Genomic DNA, 18,775 nt, shown 5'->3' with positions numbered 1-18,775 from the left:
TTCGCAACCTTCAGCGTTGCGAAAGTGGCTTTCGCAACACGCGCCGCCGCCGCTTACCGTCCCAAGCTGACCGTGCTCCACGACGTTCGCGAACCGGTCCCGAACGCTATGAAAGGTCCTTTCCTTGCAAAATTTGCAAGGAAAGGACCTTTCATAGCGTTGAAGGCAGGGGCAACGCCGGGCTAGAAGTCGAAGCCACCGCCGTCGAATCCGCCGCCATCGAAGCCGCCGCCGTCAAACCCACCGGCGTCCCCGCCCGCGTCGCCTCCGGCGCCCGCGTCGCCGCCGGCGGCATCACCGGCACCGGCGTCCTCCTGGCCCGCGTCGTAACCCGACTCCCAAGCCGACGCGCTCGCGATACCCGCCATGCCGGAGAACATCGCGCTGAACAGCAGCATCGAACCGAGACCCCAGGCGCCGGCGACGAGCGCGGGCTTCCACCACGGCTCGCTGTACCAGCCCTGCGGCACCGGGCGGCCCGCCACCCGGCCGCCGGGGTAGTAGTGCGGCGTCCGCTGGCTCGGGTCCGGCGAAGCCTCGTAGTGCTCGCCCTCGACGTCGACCGAGCGGTGCTCGGTGACCTTGCCCGCCCTGTCCCGCTCTTCGCTGCCAGGCAGCTCCGGACCGGGGTCCATGCCCATCGCGAGGCGGGCCGCGCGGACGTAGTAGAGCCCTTCGATGGCGGTCTCGCGCACCAGGCGGGCCTGCTCGACGGTCTGCGCCTGCTCCATCTGGGAGCCCGCCGCGGTGAAACGTTCGGACGCGTCCGCCATCGCCTGCTGCGAGGCGGTGTCCGTGCCGGTGAGGTTCATGACCTGACCGCCCAGTCGTTCGACGAGGCGCCGTGCGTCCGCCTTCGCGTCGTCCAGCTGGCGCTTCTTGGCCGCCGCCTGGGATTTCGCGAAGTAGATGCCGCCGCCGACCACGACGACGAGGAGCACGATCAGGAAGATCGCGGTGCCCATGGGTTCACTCCAGGAATCGTTCGGCCTTTGCTCGGATCAACGCCGTGCGCCCGCCGGTGGTTCCCGCGCGCACTGGCGGGAGAAACTAGAACACGTTATAGTTCGGCTCCATGAAGTTCACCCTGTCGATCGCGATGAACCCGCTCGATCAGCTCGGCGAGCTCGCCCGTGCGGCCGAAGAAGCGGGTTTCTCCTCGATCGCGCTCCCGGATTCCCTGTTCTATTCCGAAACGGTCTCGGCCGACTATCCGTACACGCCCGACGGCAGTCGCTTCTGGACCGAGGAGACGCCCTGGGCCGATCCGCTGATCGCGGCCGCGTCGATGGGCGCGGTCACCGAACGGCTCACCTTCTACACCTCCGTGCTCAAACTGGGCTCCCGCAACCCGGTCCTGCTCGCCCGTCAGGTCAACTCGGTCGCGGCGCTCACCGGCGGCCGCTTCGGGCTCGGGCTCGGCGTCGGCTGGTCGCCGGAGGAGTTCCGCTGGTGCGGCGCGCCGTACGAGAAGCGCGGTAAACGCGTGGACGAGGCCATCGAGGTGCTGCGCCTGATCCTCGACGGCGGGATGGTCGAATTCCACGGCGAGTTCTTCGACTTCGACAAGCTCCGGATGAGCCCGACGCCGCCGTCGCGCGTGCCGTTCTACATCGGCGGGCACACCGACGTCGCGCTGCGCCGGGCCGCGCGCGTCGCCGACGGCTGGTCGTCGGCGATGATGAAGTTCGACGACCTCCGCGACACGATCGCCAAACTGCGCGGGTTGCTGGCCGACCAGGGCCGCGCCGAAGATCCCTTCGAGTACCAGGCCGTCTGCATCGACAAGTTCGGTCTCGACGGCTACCGCGAGCAGGGCGACATCGGGGTCACCGACATCATCACCATGCCGTGGGTGTTCGACGGCCTCGGTTTCGACGCCGAAGTCGGCCCGAAGCTGGATTCCATCAAGAAGTTCGGCGACGAGATCATCGCGAAGATCGGAGACTGAACCATGGGTGTCGACGTCTGCTGGGATCCGGCCGCCGCGCAGCCGCCCGCGCGCCAGGCCGCGTTCCGCTCGATGACCGCCGTCACCGCCGGGGACAAGGCCGCCTGGCTCGCGCTCTTCGCCGGAGACGCCGTGGTCGAAGACCCCATCGGCCCGTCGATGTTCGACGAGGAGGGCAAGGGTCACCACGGTCAGGACGGGATCAGTGCCTTCTGGGACAAGACGATCGCGAACGTCGAACGCTTCCAGTTCACCATCCGCGATTCGCACGCGGCCGGTGACGAGGTCGCGAACGTCGGCACCATCACGACGTACCTGCCCGGCGGCTACCGCGTCGACACCGACGGCGTGTTCGTCTACCGGGTGCGTGAGGACGGGCTGATCGTGTCGATGCGCGCGTTCTGGGAAACCGAGCGCGCCATGGCCACCGCCCGCAAGGACAGCGCCTAACCGAGCCGCTCCGCGCGCCGGGTCAGGTACTGCTTCTCGGGCTCGCTCGCGGTCTTGCCGGCGGCCCGGAGGTAGGCCTCGCGCGCGGAGCCGGTGTCCCCGGCCAGTTCCAGCAGATGCCCGCGGACGGAATCGAGCCGGTGGGTCTGGCTCATCCGGCTGTCGCCGTCGAGCGTGGCCAGCAGTTCGAGGCCCGCTTCCGGCCCGTTGACCTCGGCGACCGCGACGGCGCGGTTGAGCGTGACGACCGGGCCGGGCGAGACCTTCTCGAGCACGTCGTAGAGCGCGAGGATCTGCGACCAGTCCGTGCCTGCCGCGGTGGCCGCCTCGTCGTGGACGGCGGCGATCGCGGCCTGCAGCTGGTACGGCCCGACCGGGCCCGCCGCCAAAGCCTCGCTCACCAGCGACACGCCTTCCGCGATCACTTCCGCGTTCCAGCGCGAACGGTCCTGCTCGGCGAGGGGGACAAGCGAGCCGTCTTCACCGGTGCGGGCGGCGCGCCGGGCGTCGGTCAGCAGCATGAGCGCGAGCAGGCCGGTGACCTCGTCCTCGTCCGGCATGAGCCGCCGGAGCAGCCTGGTCAGCCGGATCGCCTCGGCGGTCAGATCCGCGCGGTGCAGTTCGGGGCCGCCGCTGGTCGTGTAGCCCTCGTTGAAGATCAGGTACAGGACCTGGAGGACGACGCGGAGCCGTTCGGCCAGTTCCCCGGCGGGCGGCAGGACGAACTCGGCGCCCGCCTTCTTGATGGTCTGCTTCGCCCGGCTGATCCGCTGGGCCAGCGTCGATTCCGGGACGAGGAAGGCGTTCGCGATCTCGCCCGTGGTCAGGCCGCCGACGGCGCGCAGGGTGAGCGCGAGTTGCGACGGCGGGGACAGGGAAGGGTGGCAGCACAGGAAAAGAACGGTGAGCGTGTCGTCCGATTCGGACACGGTGGACGGGGCGAGGTCCGTCAGCGCGTCGTTTTCCTCGCGCCGTCGTCGTGCGCTCTCGCTGCGCCACTCATCCACCAGCCGCCGCGTGGCGACCGTCGCGAGCCAGGACTTCGGACTCTCCGGAATGCCCTGCTCCGGCCATTGCTGCGCGGCCGAGAGCAGGGCTTCCTGGACGGCGTCCTCGCAGGCGTCGAACTGCCCGTGCTTGCGCACCAGCAACCCGATGACCTGCGGGGCCAGCTCCCGCAGGAGCGCTTCCACCTGACGATCGTCCTTCACGACGCCAGTCTTACCCCATTCAGGGAATCAGGCGACGGGGGAGTAGTGCGAAGCGTCGCCTTCGAGGGATTCGCTCGGCACCCCGTCGATGCCCACCGGGACGTCGCCCGCCACGGTCACCCGGTGCAGGCGGCGCGGCAGATCGTCGTAGTTGTCGACGGCGTAGTGCTGGGTGATGCGGTTGTCGAACAGCACCAGCTGATTCGGCTCCCAGTTCACCCGGACGACGTTCTCCGGCCGCGTCACATAGGACTGCAGCAGCCGCAGGATGTCCCGCGACTCGCCCTTGGACAGCCCGGCGATCCGCTGCGCGAACCCGCCGATGTACAGGCCGCGTTCCCCGGTCACCGGATGGACTCGCACCACCGGGTGAACCGTGCGGAACTTCCGCGAGACGAACACCTTGCGACGTTCCTGCTCCGCGTCGTCGAGGGTTTCCGGTGCCTTCGCGTAGTCGTAGTCGTTGGTGTGCTCGGCACGCAGCGTGTCCGCGAACGCCCGAAGCGGCCCTGGCAGGTCCCGGTACGCGGCGGCCGAGTTGGCGATCAGCGTCTCGCCACCGTAGGGCGGTACGACCAGGCTGCGCAGTGTGCTGGCCTTCGGCGGGTTGAGCACGAAGGTGACATCGGTGTGCCACTGGTTCGCGCGACCTTGCTCGCTGTCGACCGGCAGGATGGCGGGCTCACCATCGACCGAGGGAACGGTCGGGTGTGCCTTGGTCAGTTCGCCGAAGTGCTCGGCAAACCGCTGCTGGCCCGCGTCGTCGAGATCGACGTCGCGGAAGACGAGCGCCTTGTGCTCGTGCAGGGCCTCGGTCACGAACGCGACGGTCGCGGCGTCGAGTTCCTTGGCCGGATCGACGCCGAGGACCTGCGCGCCGATCCTTCCGGTGATCTTGCGGACCTCGACCTGGGTGTTGAGGGCGGTCATGCGGCGTGCTCCTTCACTGGGGTGCGGGTGGCGGGACGGGCGAGGCCGTAGTGGCCCCGCAAGGTCGTGGCGGTGTATTCGGTGCGGAACAGCCCGCGCTTTCGCAGTTCGGGGACGACGAGGTCGACGAAATCCTCGAGACCACCGGGAAGCGTGGGAGGCATGACGTTGAAGCCGTCCGCGGCGCCTTCGGTGAACCAGTGCTCCAGCTGGTCGGCCACCTGCGTGGCGGTGCCGGCGAAGACGCGGTGCCCTCGCCCGCCCGCCAGCCGCTCGATCAGCTGGCGGATGGTCAGGTTCTCGCGCCGCGCCAGGCCCGTGACCAGCTCGAATCGGCTCTGCGCGCCTTCGGTGAACATGCCGACGTCGGGCAGTGGACCGTCGAGCGGGTACGGCGTCAGATCGTGGTCGAGCATGGTCGACAGCTGCCGCACGCCGTACGCGGGCGTGATGAGGGCGTTGAGTTCGGCCTCGCGGTCCTTCGCCTCGGCCTCGGTGCGACCCAGGATCGGGCTGATCCCAGGCAAGATCTTGATCTCCTCCGGCGAGCGGCCGTACTTCGCGAGCCTGCCCTTGACATCGTCGTAGAAAGCCTTGCCCTCGGCGAAAGTCTGCTGCGCGGTGAACACCGCCTCGGCGAACCGGGCCGCGTACTCCTTGCCCGTCTCCGACGAACCCGCTTGGACCAGCAACGGGTGCCCCTGTACCGGCCGCGGGATGTTTAGCGGCCCGCGCACCTGGAAATGCGGGCCGTCGTGGTCGATCGGGTGGATGCGGTCGGTGTCGGCGTAGACGCCGCTCGCCTTGTCGATGACGGCCGCTTCGTCGTCCCAGCTGTCCCAAAGTTTCTTGGCGACTTCGACGAATTCGGTGGCGCGTTCGTAGCGCAGCGCGTGCGACGGCCGGGCGTCGCGGTTGAAGTTGCGGGCCTCGTCCTCACCCGCCGACGTCACGATGTTCCAGCCCGCGCGCCCGCCGCTGAGGTGGTCGAGTGACGCGAACTTCCTGGCCAGGTGGTACGGCTCGTTGTAGGTCGTCGACGCGGTGGCGATCAGGCCGATGCGCTCGGTCGCCCCGGCCAGCGCCGAAAGCAGCGTCAGCGGCTCGAACAGGGTGTGCGAGTTGTAGCGGACGTTGCCCCACAACGCGACACCGTCGGCGAGGAACAGCGAATCCAGCTTGCCGCGTTCCGCCGTGCGGGCGATGTCGACGTAGTGCTTCAGTGTCGCGGCGCGGTGCGGATCCGTGCTCGGATGCCGCCAGGCCGCCTCGTGATGACCGTTCGGCATCACGAACGCGTTGAGGTGTAGGTGTTTCACGCCTTCTCCTTGACCCGCCAGGTGGAGAACCGCCGCTCCAGCGCGACGAAACCCGCGTTGATGGCCAGGCCCAGCACCGAAACCGTGATGATCGCGGCGTACATCTGCTGGATCTGGAAGTTGACCTGCGAGTTGTTGATCAGATAGCCGAGCCCGGCCTTCGCGCCGACCATTTCGGCGGCGATCAGGATGAGGATCGAGTACGCCGCCGCCATCCGGACACCGGTGAAGATGGTCGGCACCGCCGACGGCAGGATCACTTTGCGGAACAGGCTCGGACTCGACAGCCCGAGCGAGCGCGCCGCCTTGACCAGCAAGGGATCCACGGTGTTCACCCCGGCGATCGTGTTGAGCAGCACCGGCCAGACGCAGGCGTAGACGATCAGCGCGATCTTGGACACCTCGCCGATGCCGAGCAGGAGCGTGAATACCGGCAGCAGGGCCAGCGCGGCGGTGTTGCGGGCCAGCTCCAGCAGCGGGTTCAGGAATTCCGCGAGTGGCCGGTACCAGGCGATCAGCAGGCCGAGCGGTACCGAGACGGCCACCGCGATGACGAATCCGGCGGCGGACCGGCCGAGACTGGCCAGCAGATGGTCGGCCAGCTGCCCGTTAAGGATCAGTTCCCAGAGGGCGGCGAGATCTTCCGACAACGGCGGAAGGAAGGTCCTCGTGCCCTCGTCGAGAACGTACCGGGGAGCGAGCTCCCAGATGGCGAGGAAGAGCAGGATCGCCGCCGAACTGCGGAAAGCCATGCTGAGCTTGCTCTTCTTGCGCGGTTTCGCGACGGCCTTCGGTCCTGTGTGGACTTTTGGCGCCTCGAGGGTGGCGGTCATCAGGCGGCCCTCCGGATCTCGTCGTGCAGGAGTTCCCACAGCCGGTGGCGATGGGCCACGAACGCGGGTGCCGAGCGCAGGTCGTCGTTCGAACGGTCACCGAGGTCGATGTCGACGACGTCCTTGAGCCTGCCCGGCCGCGACGTGAGCACCGCGACCTTCTGTCCCAAGTAGACGGCTTCTTCGATGCTGTGGGTGATGAAGACGATGGTCTTGCCGGTGCGCAGCCAGATCCGCCGCAGTTCTTCCTGCAGCAGTTCGCGGGTCTGGGAGTCCAGCGCGGCGTACGGTTCGTCCATCAGCAGCACGTCCGGGTCGTAAGCGAGGCTTCGCGCGATCGCGACGCGTTGCTTCATGCCACCGGAAAGCTGGTGGGGGAGATGGTCTTCGAAGCCGGAAAGCCCGACCAGGTCGAGGAATTCCCTGGCCCTGTCCGCGCGCTGCCGTTTGGTCAGCGTGCCGCCTTCGAGACCGAACTCGACGTTGGCGCGTGCGGTGCGCCAAGGGAACAGCGCGTACTGCTGGAACACGACCCCGCGGTCCAAACCGGGCCCGGTGACGGGTTTCCCGTCGATCAGCACCTCGCCGGAGGTGGGCTTCGCGAGCCCGCCGAGCAGGTCGAGCAGCGTGGACTTGCCGGAACCGCTCGGCCCGACCAGCGAGAGGAACGTGCCTTCCTCGATGTCGAGGGAGACGTCGTCCAGCGCGGTCAGCGTGTCGAAGGTCTTGGTGACCGAGCGGAGACTGATCTTGGCGGTCATGCGCCACCGCCTTCGCGGTACGGATTGAATTCGTTGGTGTAGATCTTCTTGAGGTCGACCTGGTCGTTCTTGATGAACCCGGACTGCTTGAGCCAGTCCGTCCAGAGCGTGTAGTCGTTGTCGGAGATCAGCCCGCCCTTGGTGACGCCGGTGCTCTTCCAGTACTTGAGCGTGTCGGTGTTCTCGTTGCGGCCGCGGTTCTGGATGATCTTGGTGAACCGGGCGATGACCTCGTCGCGTGGTGTGGTGCGCGCCCATTCGATCGCCTTGGCCACGCCGGTGACGAAGGTCTTCGTGGTCTCCGGGTACTTCTTGATGAAGTCGGTCCGCAGCACGTACGGGCCGCCGTTGTAGGGGCCGAACGCCTCGACGTCCTTCACGATGGGCCGCACACCGCCTCCGGCGAGGGCGCGGTCCTGGAGGACGCCGTTGAGCGCGGCGACGTCGATCTGGCCGTTGCGCAGGGCTTGTTCGGTGTTGATCGGCGGAAGGACGACCAGTTGCACCTGGTCGATCTCCGCGTCGGAGAGGCCGCTGCGCTTGAGCCAGGTGTCGAGGGCGGCCTCCAGGTTCGCGCCGACGGTGTTGACGCCGACCTTCTTGCCGATGAGGTCACGCGGCGTGCGGATCGGGCTGTCTTCCTTGACGTAGAAGCCCAGGAAGGTCTTCTCGTCGGAGCCGTAGTAATTGACGACGGCCTTGATCGGGGCGCCGGCGTCGACGAGTTTGGCGACCGCGCCGGTGAAGGCGCCGCCGAAGTCGGTCTGGTCGGTCGCGGCGGACTGGATGTCCTGCGGTCCGCTGATCGTGTTGCCGACCCACTTGAGTTCGACCGGGCCGAAGTACCCGAGGTCCTCGGCGAGTTCGGGGAACGTGACGTTGTTCGCCGACCCTTGGTAGCGGAGTTCGAGCTTCTCGGGCTGCCCGGCCACGCCCGCCGGACTCGCGGAGGCGCCGCAGCCCGACAGCGCCAATCCGGCGAGGAGCGCGGCGATCAAGGGCACTGGTTTCTTCACGGTGGGCTCTTTCGTTCGGGTATGCGTCGATGAAGAAGATTCTTCGCAGGCCCGGTGGAGAGCGTCAATTTTGCGATTTAGTGAAGTAACTCAGGAGGCGTTGGCGAGGGTGACGAAAAGCGGATCCTCGTAGAGGGCGTTCAGCATGACCGCTCCGCCCGCGGTCGCCAGCTCGGTTCCCGGAAAGCTCGACGCCACAACGTTTTCTTGAGGGGACTGGCAGATCCAGGAGCGTCGGGCGACCTCATCCCGGATCGTGGAAAGGCAGCCTTCGACGTCACGTACACTCTGATCGAGCACGATGAGGATTTCCGGATTGAGCACGTCGAAGAGCAATGCGGCGGCCTGTCCGACAATGCGCGCGCGCTCGTGAAAAAGGGCGATGGCGCTTTTGTTCCCCGACGCCGCCAAGCGGAGCACGTCGGCGAAGATCGGTTTTTCGATGATCTGTGCTTCGACGGCCTTGCGTGCGATCGTGCGCTCGGACACGGTGGCTTCGAGACAGCCGGAACGCCCGCAGGCGCAAGGTTCCTCGCTGTCGTCGACCCGCAGATGCGCCACCGCGCCCGCCGCCGACCGCGGTCCATGATGGACGGTGTCGCCGGTGGCGAAGGCGGCGTCGACCACGTTGCCGGTGAACAACTGCACCACACTGCGGCGCGCCCTCGGCTGTCCCAGGAGGCGTTCGGCGTGGATGAGCGCCCGCGAATGCCCGTCGACGCGGACGTCGAGACCGGTGACCTCGGTGAGCAGATCGCGCAGCGGGACCCCGTGCCAGCCGAGCAGACCGTGCTCCACCACGGTTCCCGACGACTCGTCGACCCACCCGCCGGTCGCCACCCCCAACCCGAGCGGCGTCCGCTCCGGCGCGTGTCCGACGAGGAGGTCGTCGAGCAGCTCCGCGATCTGCGCGACCTGCACGGCGGGCTCGGCGCCGTGATGCGGGGTTTCGTGCTGCACCAGCACTTTCCCGCGCAGATCCAGCAGCCCGACGGTGAGCTGGTCGACCGCGACATGCGCTCCGCACACCACGAACCGTTCCGTGTCGAGGTCGACCGGCACGAACGGCCTGCCGACCGCGCCGGTGACCTCGGGAAGCTCGGTGAGGTACCCACGGCGCATCAGCTCCGCCACATGCCCTGTGACGGCCGCGGCGCTCAGCCCGGTGCGGCGCGCGATGGTGCTGCGCGCGATCGCCCCTTCGTCCAGCACCACGCGGAGCACCGCGCTGGCACTGGCGCTCCGCCTGCCGGTCACGATGCAGATGTTCGCAAGCGGGTGCCGGCGGGCCTAGGGCTCTCAACATCCGGGAGCAAGCCGTCGGATGAACCGGGCGCTGCGCTCACAGTGGTCCTCGTATCCCCGCGCGCGATAGAAGGCGTGCGCGGCGGTCCGGTGGCGGGAACTGGTGACCTCCATGGTGTCGCAACCCAAGCGGAGCGCCTCCACCTCGGCCGCGGCGACCAGCTCGCGTCCGATGCCCGTTCCTCGACGGGTCTCGTCCACCACCAGGGCCACGATCCGCCCGCCGGAACCCGGCCGCTCGAGAAGCGGGATCGCGACCACCGCGACGACGCCGACGACCGCGCCGTCCACCTCGGCGACGAACGCGGCACCCTCGGGATGGCGGGCCCAGCGTTCGAGCCGGCCGCGCACGTCGGTCTCGTTGTTGTCCGGGTAACCCAGCTCGGCGAGGAGTGCTGTGACGGCGGGGGCGTCGGTGCTGAGGGCGTGGCGGATCTCCATGATCGCCATCTTGCCGGTCCGGGGACCGGTGTGATTCGGCGTGACTCGCGTGTCCAGGCGGCGAACTCGCGTGATCGGAGCCGGGACTCGCCGAGGCCGGACGCGTGATCCGGTACGAAAAAGGGCCGGACCCGCAGGTCCGGCCCCTTGAGTCGGGATGACAGGATTTGAACCTGCGACCCTCCGCTCCCAAAGCGGATGCGCTACCAAGCTGCGCCACATCCCGTGACTTCCCCGATCTCCCGGGGGGTGTGCGCACAGCCTAGCGGGTCACGCTAAGCTGTTTTCGCACCCGGTACTCCGGGGGCACGCGGGTGTAGCTCAATGGTAGAGCCCTAGTCTTCCAAACTAGCTACGCGGGTTCGATTCCCGTCACCCGCTCCATCGTTCCACAGCAGAACCCGCAGGCGCCTGGCCTGCGGGTTCTTTCGTTTCCGGGCCTTTCTCGTGAGTGGTCAGGACGGTTAGAACCGTCCTGACCACTCACGAGAACCGCGGCTCAGTCGGAGTCCGACGGCGCCACGGCCTGCGAGAGGCCACTGGAGGCGGCGTCCGCCTCGAGGTGCGCGGCGATCAGGTCCAGCAGCTTGTCGGTGTCGACGGGCTTGGTCACGTAGTCGTCCGCGCCCGAAGCGAGCGTTCGCGCCTTGTCCTCCGCGGTCGCCTTCGCCGTGACGGCGATCACGGGCAGGTCTTCGTGCGCGGCCTCGGCGCGGATGGCGGTGATCGTGGCGTTGCCGTCCAGTTCCGGCATCATCACGTCCATCAGGACGAGCGCGGTGTCCTCGTGCCGTTCCAGCGCCCGGATGCCGGCGACGCCGGTCTCGGCGTAGATGACTTCCAGGCCGTTGCGCTCCAGCACGGCGGCCAGCGCGAAGACGTTGCGGAGGTCGTCGTCGACGATCAGGATCTTCTCGCCGTGGAACCGCTGTGACGGCGCGGTAGGGGCCACCTGCGGCACGGCCATGATCAGCGGGACACCGCTAGCCGCGGCGGCGGTCGGGACGACGAGGTTCGACGCGCTCACCGGCAGGTACAGCGTGAACGTGCTGCCCTTGCCGGGTTCGCTGCGGACGCGCAGTTCGCCGCCGAGCAGTTCCGTCAGCTGCTGGCTGATCGACAGGCCCAGCCCGGTGCCGCCGTACTTGCGGCTGGTGGTGCCGTCGGCCTGGCGGAACGCGTCGAAGATGATCGCGAGTTTGTCCGGCGCGATGCCGATCCCGGTGTCTTCGACGGCGAACGCGAGGACGCCGGGGGCGGTGCGGAGCGAGTCGGCTTCGACCTCGCCCGAATCGGCCATCCGGATGTGCAGGCGCACGCCGCCCTCGTCGGTGAACTTCGCCGCGTTGGACAGCAGGTTCCGCAGCACCTGCTGTACGCGGTGTTCGTCGGTGTGGATCGACGACGGCACCGGCGGGTCGATCAGGACGGCGAACTCGAGACCCTTGTCCGAAGTGAGCGGTCGGCAGATCGATTCGACGTACTCGACCACCTCGGGCAGCGTGACGTCGGACATCTGCAGGTCCAGGTGACCGGCCTCGACCTTGGCCATGTCCAGGATGTCGTTGATCAGCTGTTGCAGGTCGCTGCCCGCCGAGTAGATCGTCCGCGCGAACTGGATCTGCTTCTCCGACAGGTTCCCGTCCGGGTTCTCCGAAAGCAGTTTCGCGAGGATCAGCGCGCTGTTGAGCGGCGTCCGCAGTTCGTGCGACATGTTCGCCATGAACTCGGATTTGTACTGCGAGGCCATGGTCAGCTGTCCGGCGCGCTCTTCGAGTTCCTGTCGCGCCTGCTCGATCTCGCTGTTCTTGACCTCGATGTCGCGGTTCTGCTGGGCCAGCAGCGCCGCCTTCTCCGCCAGATCCGTGTTGGACCGGCGCAGTTCCCGTTGCTGCGCCTGCAACTGCTCGGACCGGGCGCGCAGTTCCTGTGCCAGGCGCTGGGATTCGGTCAGCAGCGCCTCGGTGCGAGAGTTCGACTGGATGGTGCTGACGTTGACCGCGATGGTCTCCTTCAGCTGCTCCAGCAGGTCGATGTGGACGGTGCTGAAGGCGTTGATGGTCGCCAGTTCCAACACTCCGAGGACCTCGCCCTGGAACAGCACCGGCAGCACGATCACGTTCACCGGAGCGGCCGAGCCGAGCCCTGAGGAGATGAGCGCGTACTCCGGCGGGGCTTCGTGGACCAGTATCGTGCGGCGGTCGACGGCGGCCTGGCCGATGAGCGACTCGCCGGGGGAGAACCGCAGCCCGGTCTGGGATTTCGCCAGCCCGTAGGTCGCGATGCTCTCCAGCACCACCTCTTCCTGCTCGTCTTCGCGGGCGAGGAAAAACGCGCCCTGCTGCGCGGACACGAGCGGGGTCAGTTCGGACAGGATCAGCGACGCCACCGACGCGAGGTCCCGGTGCCCCTGCATGAGCGCGGACAGCCTGGCCAGGTTGGTCTTGAGCCAGTCCTGCTCGCGGTTCGCGCGGGTGGTCTCCTTCAGGTTCGCGATCATCTGGTTGATGTTGTCCTTGAGTTCGGCCACCTCCCCGGACGCGTCGACGGTGATGTGCCGGGTCAGATCGCCGGCCGTCACCGCGGTGGCCACCTGCGCGATCGCCCGCACCTGAGTGGTCAGGTTCCCGGCGAGCTGGTTCACGCTTTCGGTCAGCCGCGACCACGTGCCCGCGACACCGGGCACCTCCGCCTGACCGCCGAGCGTGCCGTCCGTGCCGACCTCGCGGGCGACACGGGTGACTTCGGAGGCGAACGCCGACAGCTGGTCGACCATCGTGTTGATGGTCGTCTTGAGTTCGAGGATCTCGCCACGCGCGTCGATGTCGATCTTCTTCGACAGATCGCCCTGCGCCACCGCGGTGGTCACCGTCGCGATGCTGCGGACCTGGCCGGTCAGGTTGTCGGCCATGACGTTCACGTTGTCCGTCAACGCCTTCCACGTACCCGCGACGTTCGGCACGCGGGCCTGGCCGCCGAGGATGCCTTCCGTACCCACCTCGCGGGCGACCCGGGTGACCTCGTCGGCGAACGCGCGCAGCGTCTCGACCATGCTGTTGATCGTCTCGGCGAGGACCGCGACCTCGCCCTGCGCGTCGATCGAGATCTTCTTCGACAGGTCGCCGTTCGCCACCGCCGTCGTCACCGTCGCGATGCTCCGTACCTGGTCGGTGAGGTTGGTGGCCATGACGTTGACGTTGTCGGTGAGGTCCTTCCATGTCCCGGCGACGCCGCGCACCTGTGCCTGGCCGCCGAGCTTGCCCTCGGTGCCGACCTCGCGGGACACCCGGGTGACTTCGTCGGCGAACGCCGAGAGCTGGTCGACCATGATGTTGACGGTGTTCTTGAGCTCCAGGATCTCGCCGCGCGCGTCGACGATGATCTTCTGTGTCAGGTCGCCCTTCGCGACGGCGGTGGTCACCTGGGCGATGTTGCGGACCTGGTCGGTCAGGTTCTTCGCCATGAAGTTGACGTTGTCGGTCAGGTCCTTCCAGGTCCCGGCCACACCGGGCACCTGCGCCTGACCGCCGAGCCGTCCGTCGCTGCCGACCTCGCGGGCGACGCGGGTGACCTCGTCCGCGAACGCCGACAGCTGATCCACCATGGTGTTCAGCGTGTTCTTCAGTTCGAGGATCTCGCCCTTGGCGTCGACGGCGATCTTCTGCGAGAGGTCGCCCTTCGCCACCGCGGTCGCCACCTGGGCGATGTTCCGGACCTGCGCGGTGAGGTTGTTCGCCATGAAGTTGACCGACCCGGTGAGGTCGCGCCAGGTCCCGGCGACGCCGGGCACCTGTGCCTGGCCGCCGAGCTGCCCTTCCGTGCCGACCTCGCGCGCCACCCGCGTGACCTCGTCGGCGAACGACGAGAGCTGGTCGACCATCGTGTTGACGGTCGTCTTCAGTTCGAGGATCTCGCCGCGCGCGTCGACCGTGATCTTCTGCGTCAGGTCGCCCTTGGCGACCGCGGTGGTGACCTGGGCGATGTTGCGGACCTGGTCGGTCAGGTTGTCGGCCATCTGGTTCACCGAGTCGGTGAGCCCGCGCCAGGTGCCCGCCACGCCCGGCACGGTCGCCTGACCGCCGAGACGGCCTTCGCTGCCGACCTCGCGGGCGACACGGGTGACCTCGTCCGCGAACGCCGACAGCTGGTCGACCATCGTGTTCAGGGTGTTCTTGAGCTCGAGGATCTCGCCCTTGGCGTCGACGTTGATCTTCTGCGAGAGGTCGCCCTTGGCGACCGCGGTGGCCACCTGGGCGATGTTGCGGACCTGGTCGGTCAGGTTGTCCGCCATCAGGTTCACCGAGTCGGTGAGGTCGCGCCACGTGCCCGCGGCGCCGGGGACCTGCGCCTGGCCGCCGAGACGGCCTTCGCTGCCGACCTCGCGGGACACCCGGGTCACTTCGTCGGCGAACGCCGAGAGCTGGTCGACCATGATGTTGACGGTGTTCTTGAGCTCCAGGATCTCGCCGCGCGCGTCGACGTTGATCTTCTGGGTCAGGTCGCCCCGGGCCACCGCGGTGGTCACCTGGGCGATGTTGCGCACCTGGTCGGTCAGGTTGCTGGCCATGACGTTGACGTTGTCGGTGAGATCACGCCAGGTGCCCGCCACGCCAGGGACCTCGGCCTGCCCGCCGAGCCGTCCTTCGGTGGCGATCTCACGGGCCACTCTGGTGACCTCGGTCGCGAACCGCGAAAGCTGTTTGATCAGGCCGTTGACCGTCTTCGCGACTTCGGCGAACTGACCCTGCAGCGGCCGCCCGCCGACTTCCAGCGGCATCGGCTCGGACAGATCACCCTCGGCGACCGCACCGAGGACGCGGTTGAGCTCGGCAGTGGGCCTGCTCACGTCCTCGATCAGCCCGTTGACGACGTCGACCGCGGTGGCCCAGCCGCCGGGGCCGATCTCGGCCGCCACCCGCTCGGTCAGCCTGCCTTCCTTGCCGACCGCCTCGCGGACGCGCAGGAGTTCGGCCACCAGTCGCTGGTTCCGTTCGGCGATGTCGTTGAAGGCGCCCGCGAGCTGGGCCGCGAGCCCGTCTCCGTGCGCCACGAGCCGCCGCCGGAAGTTGCCGTCCCCGAGGTCACGAGCCGCCGCGAGCAGGCGTTCCAGGGTCGCTTCGTCCACCTGGCCGCCACCACCTTCCACGGGGAGCCGGTCCCTTTGGGAGTGCTGTGTCATCTGTGTCGACCCTCTCCACCACGCATGCCAAGCCATGGTCGTCGCATCAGCGTGCCATGATTCGACCTACACTTCGAGCCAGTCCGCCCGCTCACACTGCGCTACCCGCAAGGCAGGAGGAGGTCCGGGAATGGTGTCACGGCCCGCCCCGGCCTCGACGTCGCTCCCCTCGGAGTCGTCGCCCCCGACGAGCGAGGGAGCCCTGCCCGAGTCCGGGCGGTTCTGGCGTGAGCTGCTCGAAGACGTCCGTGACGCGGTGCTCGTGCAGGACGTCGGCGGCGCGCTGCGCTGGTCGAATCCGGCCGCCCGTGAGCTGTTCGGCGGCGGCCGCCCGGTGCTGACCGCCGAAGGCCCCGACGTCGGGCATGTCGAGCACACCGGCCGCCGGTTCCCGGCCCGGATCCGGACGTTGCCCGGCGGCTGGCACGCGTGGACGGTGACCTCCGCGGTCGCGGCCGACGGCCCGCGCGTGGACGGCTTCCTCGCCGCTTCGGCGCCCCGGCTCGCCTCCGCGCGGGGCAGGCACGGGACGGCGAAGGTGATCGCCGAGGTCGCCGCGGCCGAACTCGCGGACTGTGTCTTCGTGCTGCTGCCGACCACCCGCGGCCGGTGGGAGTGGTGGAGCTGCGATAACCGCACCACCCACGGGCACGGCCGGATCAGGCGCGTCCCCGCCCAGCTGGCGCCGGTGCTCGCCGGTACCTTCGCCTCCACGGACGGGATCGAGGCCAAGACGGTCCCGGAGGAGGAGATCGCGGCCCTGCCCGCGATGGTCGCGGAACGGCTCGCCGTCCATTCGTCGGTGACCGTGGTTTCACTGGGCTTCGACGGCGGAGCCGGGGTCACCGGCGCGGTGGTGCTCGGCAGGCGTGGCGCGCCCGCGTTCGGCGAGGACCACCCGCGAGCGGTGACCGAGTTCGCCCGCGCCGCCGGGACGGCATTGGCGAACGCGCACCGCTACGCCCGCCAGGAAGAGGCCACGCGAGGCCTGGAGACCACGCTGCGCCCGACGCCGCCCCCGGACGTCCACGGCGCCAAGTTCGACGTCTGGTACGAGCCCTCGGGCGGTCTGCTCGACGTCGGCGGCGACTTCTACGACGTCCTGCCGCGGGAAGGCGGCGGCGCGATGTTCGTCCTGGGCGATGTCTGCGGCAAGGGTGCCGAGGCGGCCGCGCTCACCGGCCGGGTCCGGCAGTCCCTCGCCGCGCTCGACCTCGTCGAGCACGACAACACGACGTTGCTGAGCCTGCTGAACGCCCTGCTCATCACCGGCGGCAGCGGCCGGTTCGCCACGCTGGTGCTCGGTTCGGTGCAGGCTGGCGAAGAAGGTCTCGGTGTCACCCTGGCCTCCGGCGGGCATCCCGCGCCGCTGGTGGTGCGCCGCCGCGGCGGGGTCGACGAGATCACCCTGCCCGGCACGCTGGTCGGGATCTCGCCGCAGGCCCGGTTCGCCGAGACGGCCATCCGGCTGGCCGAGGGTGACGTCTGCCTGCTCTACACCGACGGGATCACCGAAGCTCGCCACCACGAGCGGCCCTCGGACCTGTTCGGGGACGAGCGGCTGCGGGAACTGCTGGCCGGCTGCCAGGGGATGTCCGGCCGCGAGGTGGTCGCCCGGGTCCGCTCCGCGGTACGGGAATGGCTCGGCAGCGGGACGCACGACGACATCGCGGTCCTCGCCATCGAAGCCTCACGCCCCGTCCAGTAGCCGCACCACCGCCCGCTCCACGATGTCGCGGGCCTCGTCGGGATCGGCGGCCTTCTCGGCCCGTCGCGTGGCGCGCGCGATGGTCCGATCCTCGTGATAGGCGGTGACCACGCGGGGGTCCACATAGGACCGGCGGGCGACGGCAGGGGTGTTGCCCAGCCCTTCGGCCACCTCGGTCATCACCGTTTTCTCCACCCGTTTCAGGCCGCGCTGACTGGACGGCTTGTCCAGGCCCGCGAAGGCGGCCGCGGCCAGGACCGTGGCGTTCCAGGTGCGCAGATCCTTGGCGGTGAAGCCGTCGCCGACGATTTCCCGGAGCCGGTCGTTGATGTCGTCGGCCTTGACCTCGTGCCAGCCGTCACCGTCGCGGTAGGCGAGCAGGCGCACGTCGCCGCCCCGCACCCGCCGGAGTGAGCGGACCAGCCGCACCAGTGCGTCGTCCCGCAGCCGGACCTTCCGCTGGATGCCGTGTTTCGCGGGGTAGTCGCACACCAGGCAATCACCGCGGAGTTCGACGTGCTCGCACAGCAACGTCGCCACTCCGTGGGTGCCGTGCTCGTCGGCGTAGCTCTCGCCGCCGGTGCGGAAGACCCCGAGGTCGATCATGCGGAGGGCGCCGGCGAGCACGCGTTCCCGCTTCAGGCCGCGAGAGTCGAGATCGTCCTGGACCGCTTCGCGCAGTTTGGGCAGCTTTCGCGCCAGGGCGAGGACACGCTCGTGTTTCTCCTCGTCCCGGGTCCGCCGCCATTCGGGGTGATAGAGGTATTGCTTCCGGCCGGCGTCGTCGATCCCGACCGCCTGGATGTGGGCGTTCTCGTGCGGGGAGATCCACACGCGCCGCCACGCGGGCGGGATCGCCAGCGCGTTGATCCGCTCGATCGTTTCCCCGTCCGTCAGCGGCTCGCCGTCCGAGGTCAGGTAGCCGAAGCCACGACCTCTGCGCCGCCTCCGGACACCGGGGGACCCGAGGTCCGCTCGCCGAAGTCGCATGAGCGGCGGATACCCGGCGTGATCGCGGTTCATGCCCAGGGTTCGGCGCTCTTCCTCCGGGGTAGTCCGAGAGCGAACGACGACCTCAGGAGGGAATCCGATGGCGACATCGCTGAACGGACGCCGCGTGGCCATCCTGGCCGCGGACGGCGTGGAACAGGTCGAACTGGTCGAGCCCCGCAAGGCGGTCACCGACGCCGGGGCGACGGCCGAAGTGGTCTCGCTGGAGCCCGGCGAGATCCAGGCCATGAACGGCGACATCGACAAGGCGGACAAGTTCACCGTGGACCGCGTCGTCAAGGACGTCACGGTCGACGACTTCGACGCGCTCGTGCTGCCCGGCGGCACGATGAATCCGGACAATCTACGCGCGGACGAGGACGCCGTCCGCTTCGTGCGCGACTTCGTGAACAGCGGCAAACCCGTCGGGGTGATCTGTCACGGCCCGTGGACGCTGGTCGAGGCCGACGTCGTCCGCGGCCGCACGCTCACGTCGTACCCCAGCATCCGCACCGACATCCGCAACGCCGGCGGAACCGTCGTCGACCAGGAGGTCGTCACCGACGGCAACCTGACGTCGAGCCGCAATCCGGACGACCTGCCCGCGTTCTGCGCCGCGATCGTCACTGGATTCGCCGGGTAAACGAGTGGCGCACGTCACAGATCTGAGGGATCGTGGGT

Annotated in this window: 15 protein-coding genes and 2 tRNA genes; 5 read left to right on the top strand and 12 right to left on the bottom strand. The window is 68.6% G+C overall.

What is annotated here, in order from left to right; translation table 11 throughout:
* Positions 1–182: 182 nt before the first annotated feature.
* Positions 183–965, bottom strand: coding sequence for a hypothetical protein (locus tag ACLJQ7_RS16715; RefSeq protein WP_410649112.1), 783 nt, complete (start codon positions 963–965; stop codon positions 183–185).
* Positions 966–1,075: 110 nt separating this feature from the next.
* Here ACLJQ7_RS16715 and ACLJQ7_RS16710 point away from each other — a divergent pair, with 110 nt between their 5' ends.
* Both ACLJQ7_RS16710 and ACLJQ7_RS16705 read left to right on the top strand, forming a co-directional pair.
* Positions 1,076–1,951, top strand: coding sequence for a TIGR03619 family F420-dependent LLM class oxidoreductase (locus ACLJQ7_RS16710; protein ID WP_410649111.1), 876 nt, complete (start codon positions 1,076–1,078; stop codon positions 1,949–1,951).
* 3 nt (positions 1,952–1,954) lie between these two features.
* Positions 1,955–2,401, top strand: a complete 447-nt coding sequence (locus ACLJQ7_RS16705; RefSeq protein ID WP_410649110.1) for a nuclear transport factor 2 family protein — start codon at positions 1,955–1,957, stop codon at positions 2,399–2,401.
* Here ACLJQ7_RS16705 and ACLJQ7_RS16700 read toward each other — a convergent pair.
* The 9 genes from ACLJQ7_RS16700 to ACLJQ7_RS16660 form a co-directional block, all read right to left on the bottom strand.
* Complete coding sequence (locus ACLJQ7_RS16700) at positions 2,398–3,612, bottom strand: RNA polymerase sigma factor (protein ID WP_410649109.1); 1,215 nt, start codon at positions 3,610–3,612, stop codon at positions 2,398–2,400. The genes ACLJQ7_RS16705 and ACLJQ7_RS16700 overlap by 4 nt on opposite strands.
* A 27-nt stretch (positions 3,613–3,639) precedes the next feature.
* Positions 3,640–4,542, bottom strand: a complete 903-nt coding sequence (locus ACLJQ7_RS16695) for a TauD/TfdA dioxygenase family protein (protein WP_410649108.1) — start codon at positions 4,540–4,542, stop codon at positions 3,640–3,642.
* Positions 4,539–5,861 carry an LLM class flavin-dependent oxidoreductase gene (locus ACLJQ7_RS16690; RefSeq protein WP_410649107.1) on the bottom strand — a complete coding sequence of 441 codons (1,323 nt, stop codon included), beginning with the start codon at positions 5,859–5,861 and terminating at the stop codon, positions 4,539–4,541. The genes ACLJQ7_RS16695 and ACLJQ7_RS16690 overlap by 4 nt, the downstream gene beginning before the upstream one ends.
* The gene (locus ACLJQ7_RS16685; protein WP_410649106.1) at positions 5,858–6,694 is read right to left on the bottom strand and encodes an ABC transporter permease; all 837 of its coding nucleotides are present in this window, start codon (positions 6,692–6,694) and stop codon (positions 5,858–5,860) included. Before ACLJQ7_RS16685 ends, ACLJQ7_RS16690 begins: the two co-directional genes overlap by 4 nt.
* On the bottom strand, positions 6,694–7,455 hold the full coding sequence (locus ACLJQ7_RS16680; protein WP_410649105.1) for an ABC transporter ATP-binding protein: 762 nt from the start codon (positions 7,453–7,455) through the stop codon (positions 6,694–6,696). Before ACLJQ7_RS16680 ends, ACLJQ7_RS16685 begins: the two co-directional genes overlap by 1 nt.
* Entirely contained in the window at positions 7,452–8,471 is a 1,020-nt protein-coding gene (locus tag ACLJQ7_RS16675; protein WP_410649104.1) for an ABC transporter substrate-binding protein, read from the bottom strand. Before ACLJQ7_RS16675 ends, ACLJQ7_RS16680 begins: the two co-directional genes overlap by 4 nt.
* Positions 8,472–8,561: 90 nt before the next feature.
* Positions 8,562–9,728 (bottom strand): ROK family transcriptional regulator, encoded by a 1,167-nt coding sequence (locus ACLJQ7_RS16670; RefSeq protein WP_410649103.1) that lies wholly within the window; start codon positions 9,726–9,728, stop codon positions 8,562–8,564.
* 42 nt (positions 9,729–9,770) lie between these two features.
* Positions 9,771–10,217: a GNAT family N-acetyltransferase gene (locus ACLJQ7_RS16665; protein ID WP_410649102.1), complete on the bottom strand. Its 447-nt coding sequence runs from the start codon at positions 10,215–10,217 to the stop codon at positions 9,771–9,773.
* A 152-nt stretch (positions 10,218–10,369) separates the two neighbouring features.
* Positions 10,370–10,443: transfer RNA gene (locus ACLJQ7_RS16660), tRNA-Pro, on the bottom strand.
* A gap of 84 nt (positions 10,444–10,527) precedes the next feature.
* Between ACLJQ7_RS16660 and ACLJQ7_RS16655 the strand changes: the two genes are divergently transcribed.
* Positions 10,528–10,601, top strand: a tRNA-Gly gene (locus tag ACLJQ7_RS16655).
* 115 nt (positions 10,602–10,716) lie between these two features.
* On the opposite strand, the gene ACLJQ7_RS16650 is transcribed toward ACLJQ7_RS16655, so the two are convergent.
* A complete protein-coding gene (locus ACLJQ7_RS16650; protein WP_410649101.1) occupies positions 10,717–15,396 on the bottom strand; it encodes a HAMP domain-containing protein in 4,680 nt (1,559 codons plus the stop codon).
* Positions 15,397–15,526: 130 nt separating this feature from the next.
* Here ACLJQ7_RS16650 and ACLJQ7_RS16645 point away from each other — a divergent pair, with 130 nt between their 5' ends.
* Positions 15,527–17,104 carry a SpoIIE family protein phosphatase gene (locus ACLJQ7_RS16645; RefSeq protein WP_410649100.1) on the top strand — a complete coding sequence of 526 codons (1,578 nt, stop codon included), beginning with the start codon at positions 15,527–15,529 and terminating at the stop codon, positions 17,102–17,104.
* Here ACLJQ7_RS16645 and ACLJQ7_RS16640 read toward each other — a convergent pair.
* The gene (locus ACLJQ7_RS16640) at positions 17,087–18,094 is read right to left on the bottom strand and encodes a DNA topoisomerase IB (RefSeq protein WP_410649099.1); all 1,008 of its coding nucleotides are present in this window, start codon (positions 18,092–18,094) and stop codon (positions 17,087–17,089) included. The two genes, ACLJQ7_RS16645 and ACLJQ7_RS16640, sit on opposite strands and share 18 nt — an antisense overlap.
* Before the next feature lie 100 nt (positions 18,095–18,194).
* On the opposite strand from ACLJQ7_RS16640, the gene ACLJQ7_RS16635 reads away from it, so the two are divergent.
* Positions 18,195–18,737: a type 1 glutamine amidotransferase domain-containing protein gene (locus ACLJQ7_RS16635; RefSeq protein ID WP_410649098.1), complete on the top strand. Its 543-nt coding sequence runs from the start codon at positions 18,195–18,197 to the stop codon at positions 18,735–18,737.
* The last annotated feature ends 38 nt before the right edge of the window (positions 18,738–18,775 follow it).

The sequence above is a fragment of the Amycolatopsis sp. cmx-4-54 genome, assembly GCF_046548895.1.
Lineage (GTDB): Bacteria > Actinomycetota > Actinomycetes > Mycobacteriales > Pseudonocardiaceae > Amycolatopsis.
This window is presented reverse-complemented; position numbering and strand designations above follow the sequence as displayed.

Excerpts from the sequence above, each read along its gene's own strand:
- ACLJQ7_RS16715 (WP_410649112.1), bottom strand. The coding sequence starts at position 965 with ATGGGCACCGCGATCTTCCTGATCGTGCTCCTCGTCGTCGTGGTCGGC.
- ACLJQ7_RS16710 (WP_410649111.1), top strand. The coding sequence starts at position 1,076 with ATGAAGTTCACCCTGTCGATCGCGATGAACCCGCTCGATCAGCTCGGC.
- ACLJQ7_RS16705 (WP_410649110.1), top strand. The coding sequence starts at position 1,955 with ATGGGTGTCGACGTCTGCTGGGATCCGGCCGCCGCGCAGCCGCCCGCG.
- ACLJQ7_RS16695 (WP_410649108.1), bottom strand. The coding sequence starts at position 4,542 with ATGACCGCCCTCAACACCCAGGTCGAGGTCCGCAAGATCACCGGAAGG.
- ACLJQ7_RS16685 (WP_410649106.1), bottom strand. The coding sequence starts at position 6,694 with ATGACCGCCACCCTCGAGGCGCCAAAAGTCCACACAGGACCGAAGGCC.
- ACLJQ7_RS16680 (WP_410649105.1), bottom strand. The coding sequence starts at position 7,455 with ATGACCGCCAAGATCAGTCTCCGCTCGGTCACCAAGACCTTCGACACG.
- ACLJQ7_RS16665 (WP_410649102.1), bottom strand. The coding sequence starts at position 10,217 with ATGGAGATCCGCCACGCCCTCAGCACCGACGCCCCCGCCGTCACAGCA.
- ACLJQ7_RS16650 (WP_410649101.1), bottom strand. The coding sequence starts at position 15,396 with ATGACACAGCACTCCCAAAGGGACCGGCTCCCCGTGGAAGGTGGTGGC.
- ACLJQ7_RS16645 (WP_410649100.1), top strand. The coding sequence starts at position 15,527 with ATGGTGTCACGGCCCGCCCCGGCCTCGACGTCGCTCCCCTCGGAGTCG.
- ACLJQ7_RS16640 (WP_410649099.1), bottom strand. The coding sequence starts at position 18,094 with ATGCGACTTCGGCGAGCGGACCTCGGGTCCCCCGGTGTCCGGAGGCGG.
- ACLJQ7_RS16635 (WP_410649098.1), top strand. The coding sequence starts at position 18,195 with ATGGCGACATCGCTGAACGGACGCCGCGTGGCCATCCTGGCCGCGGAC.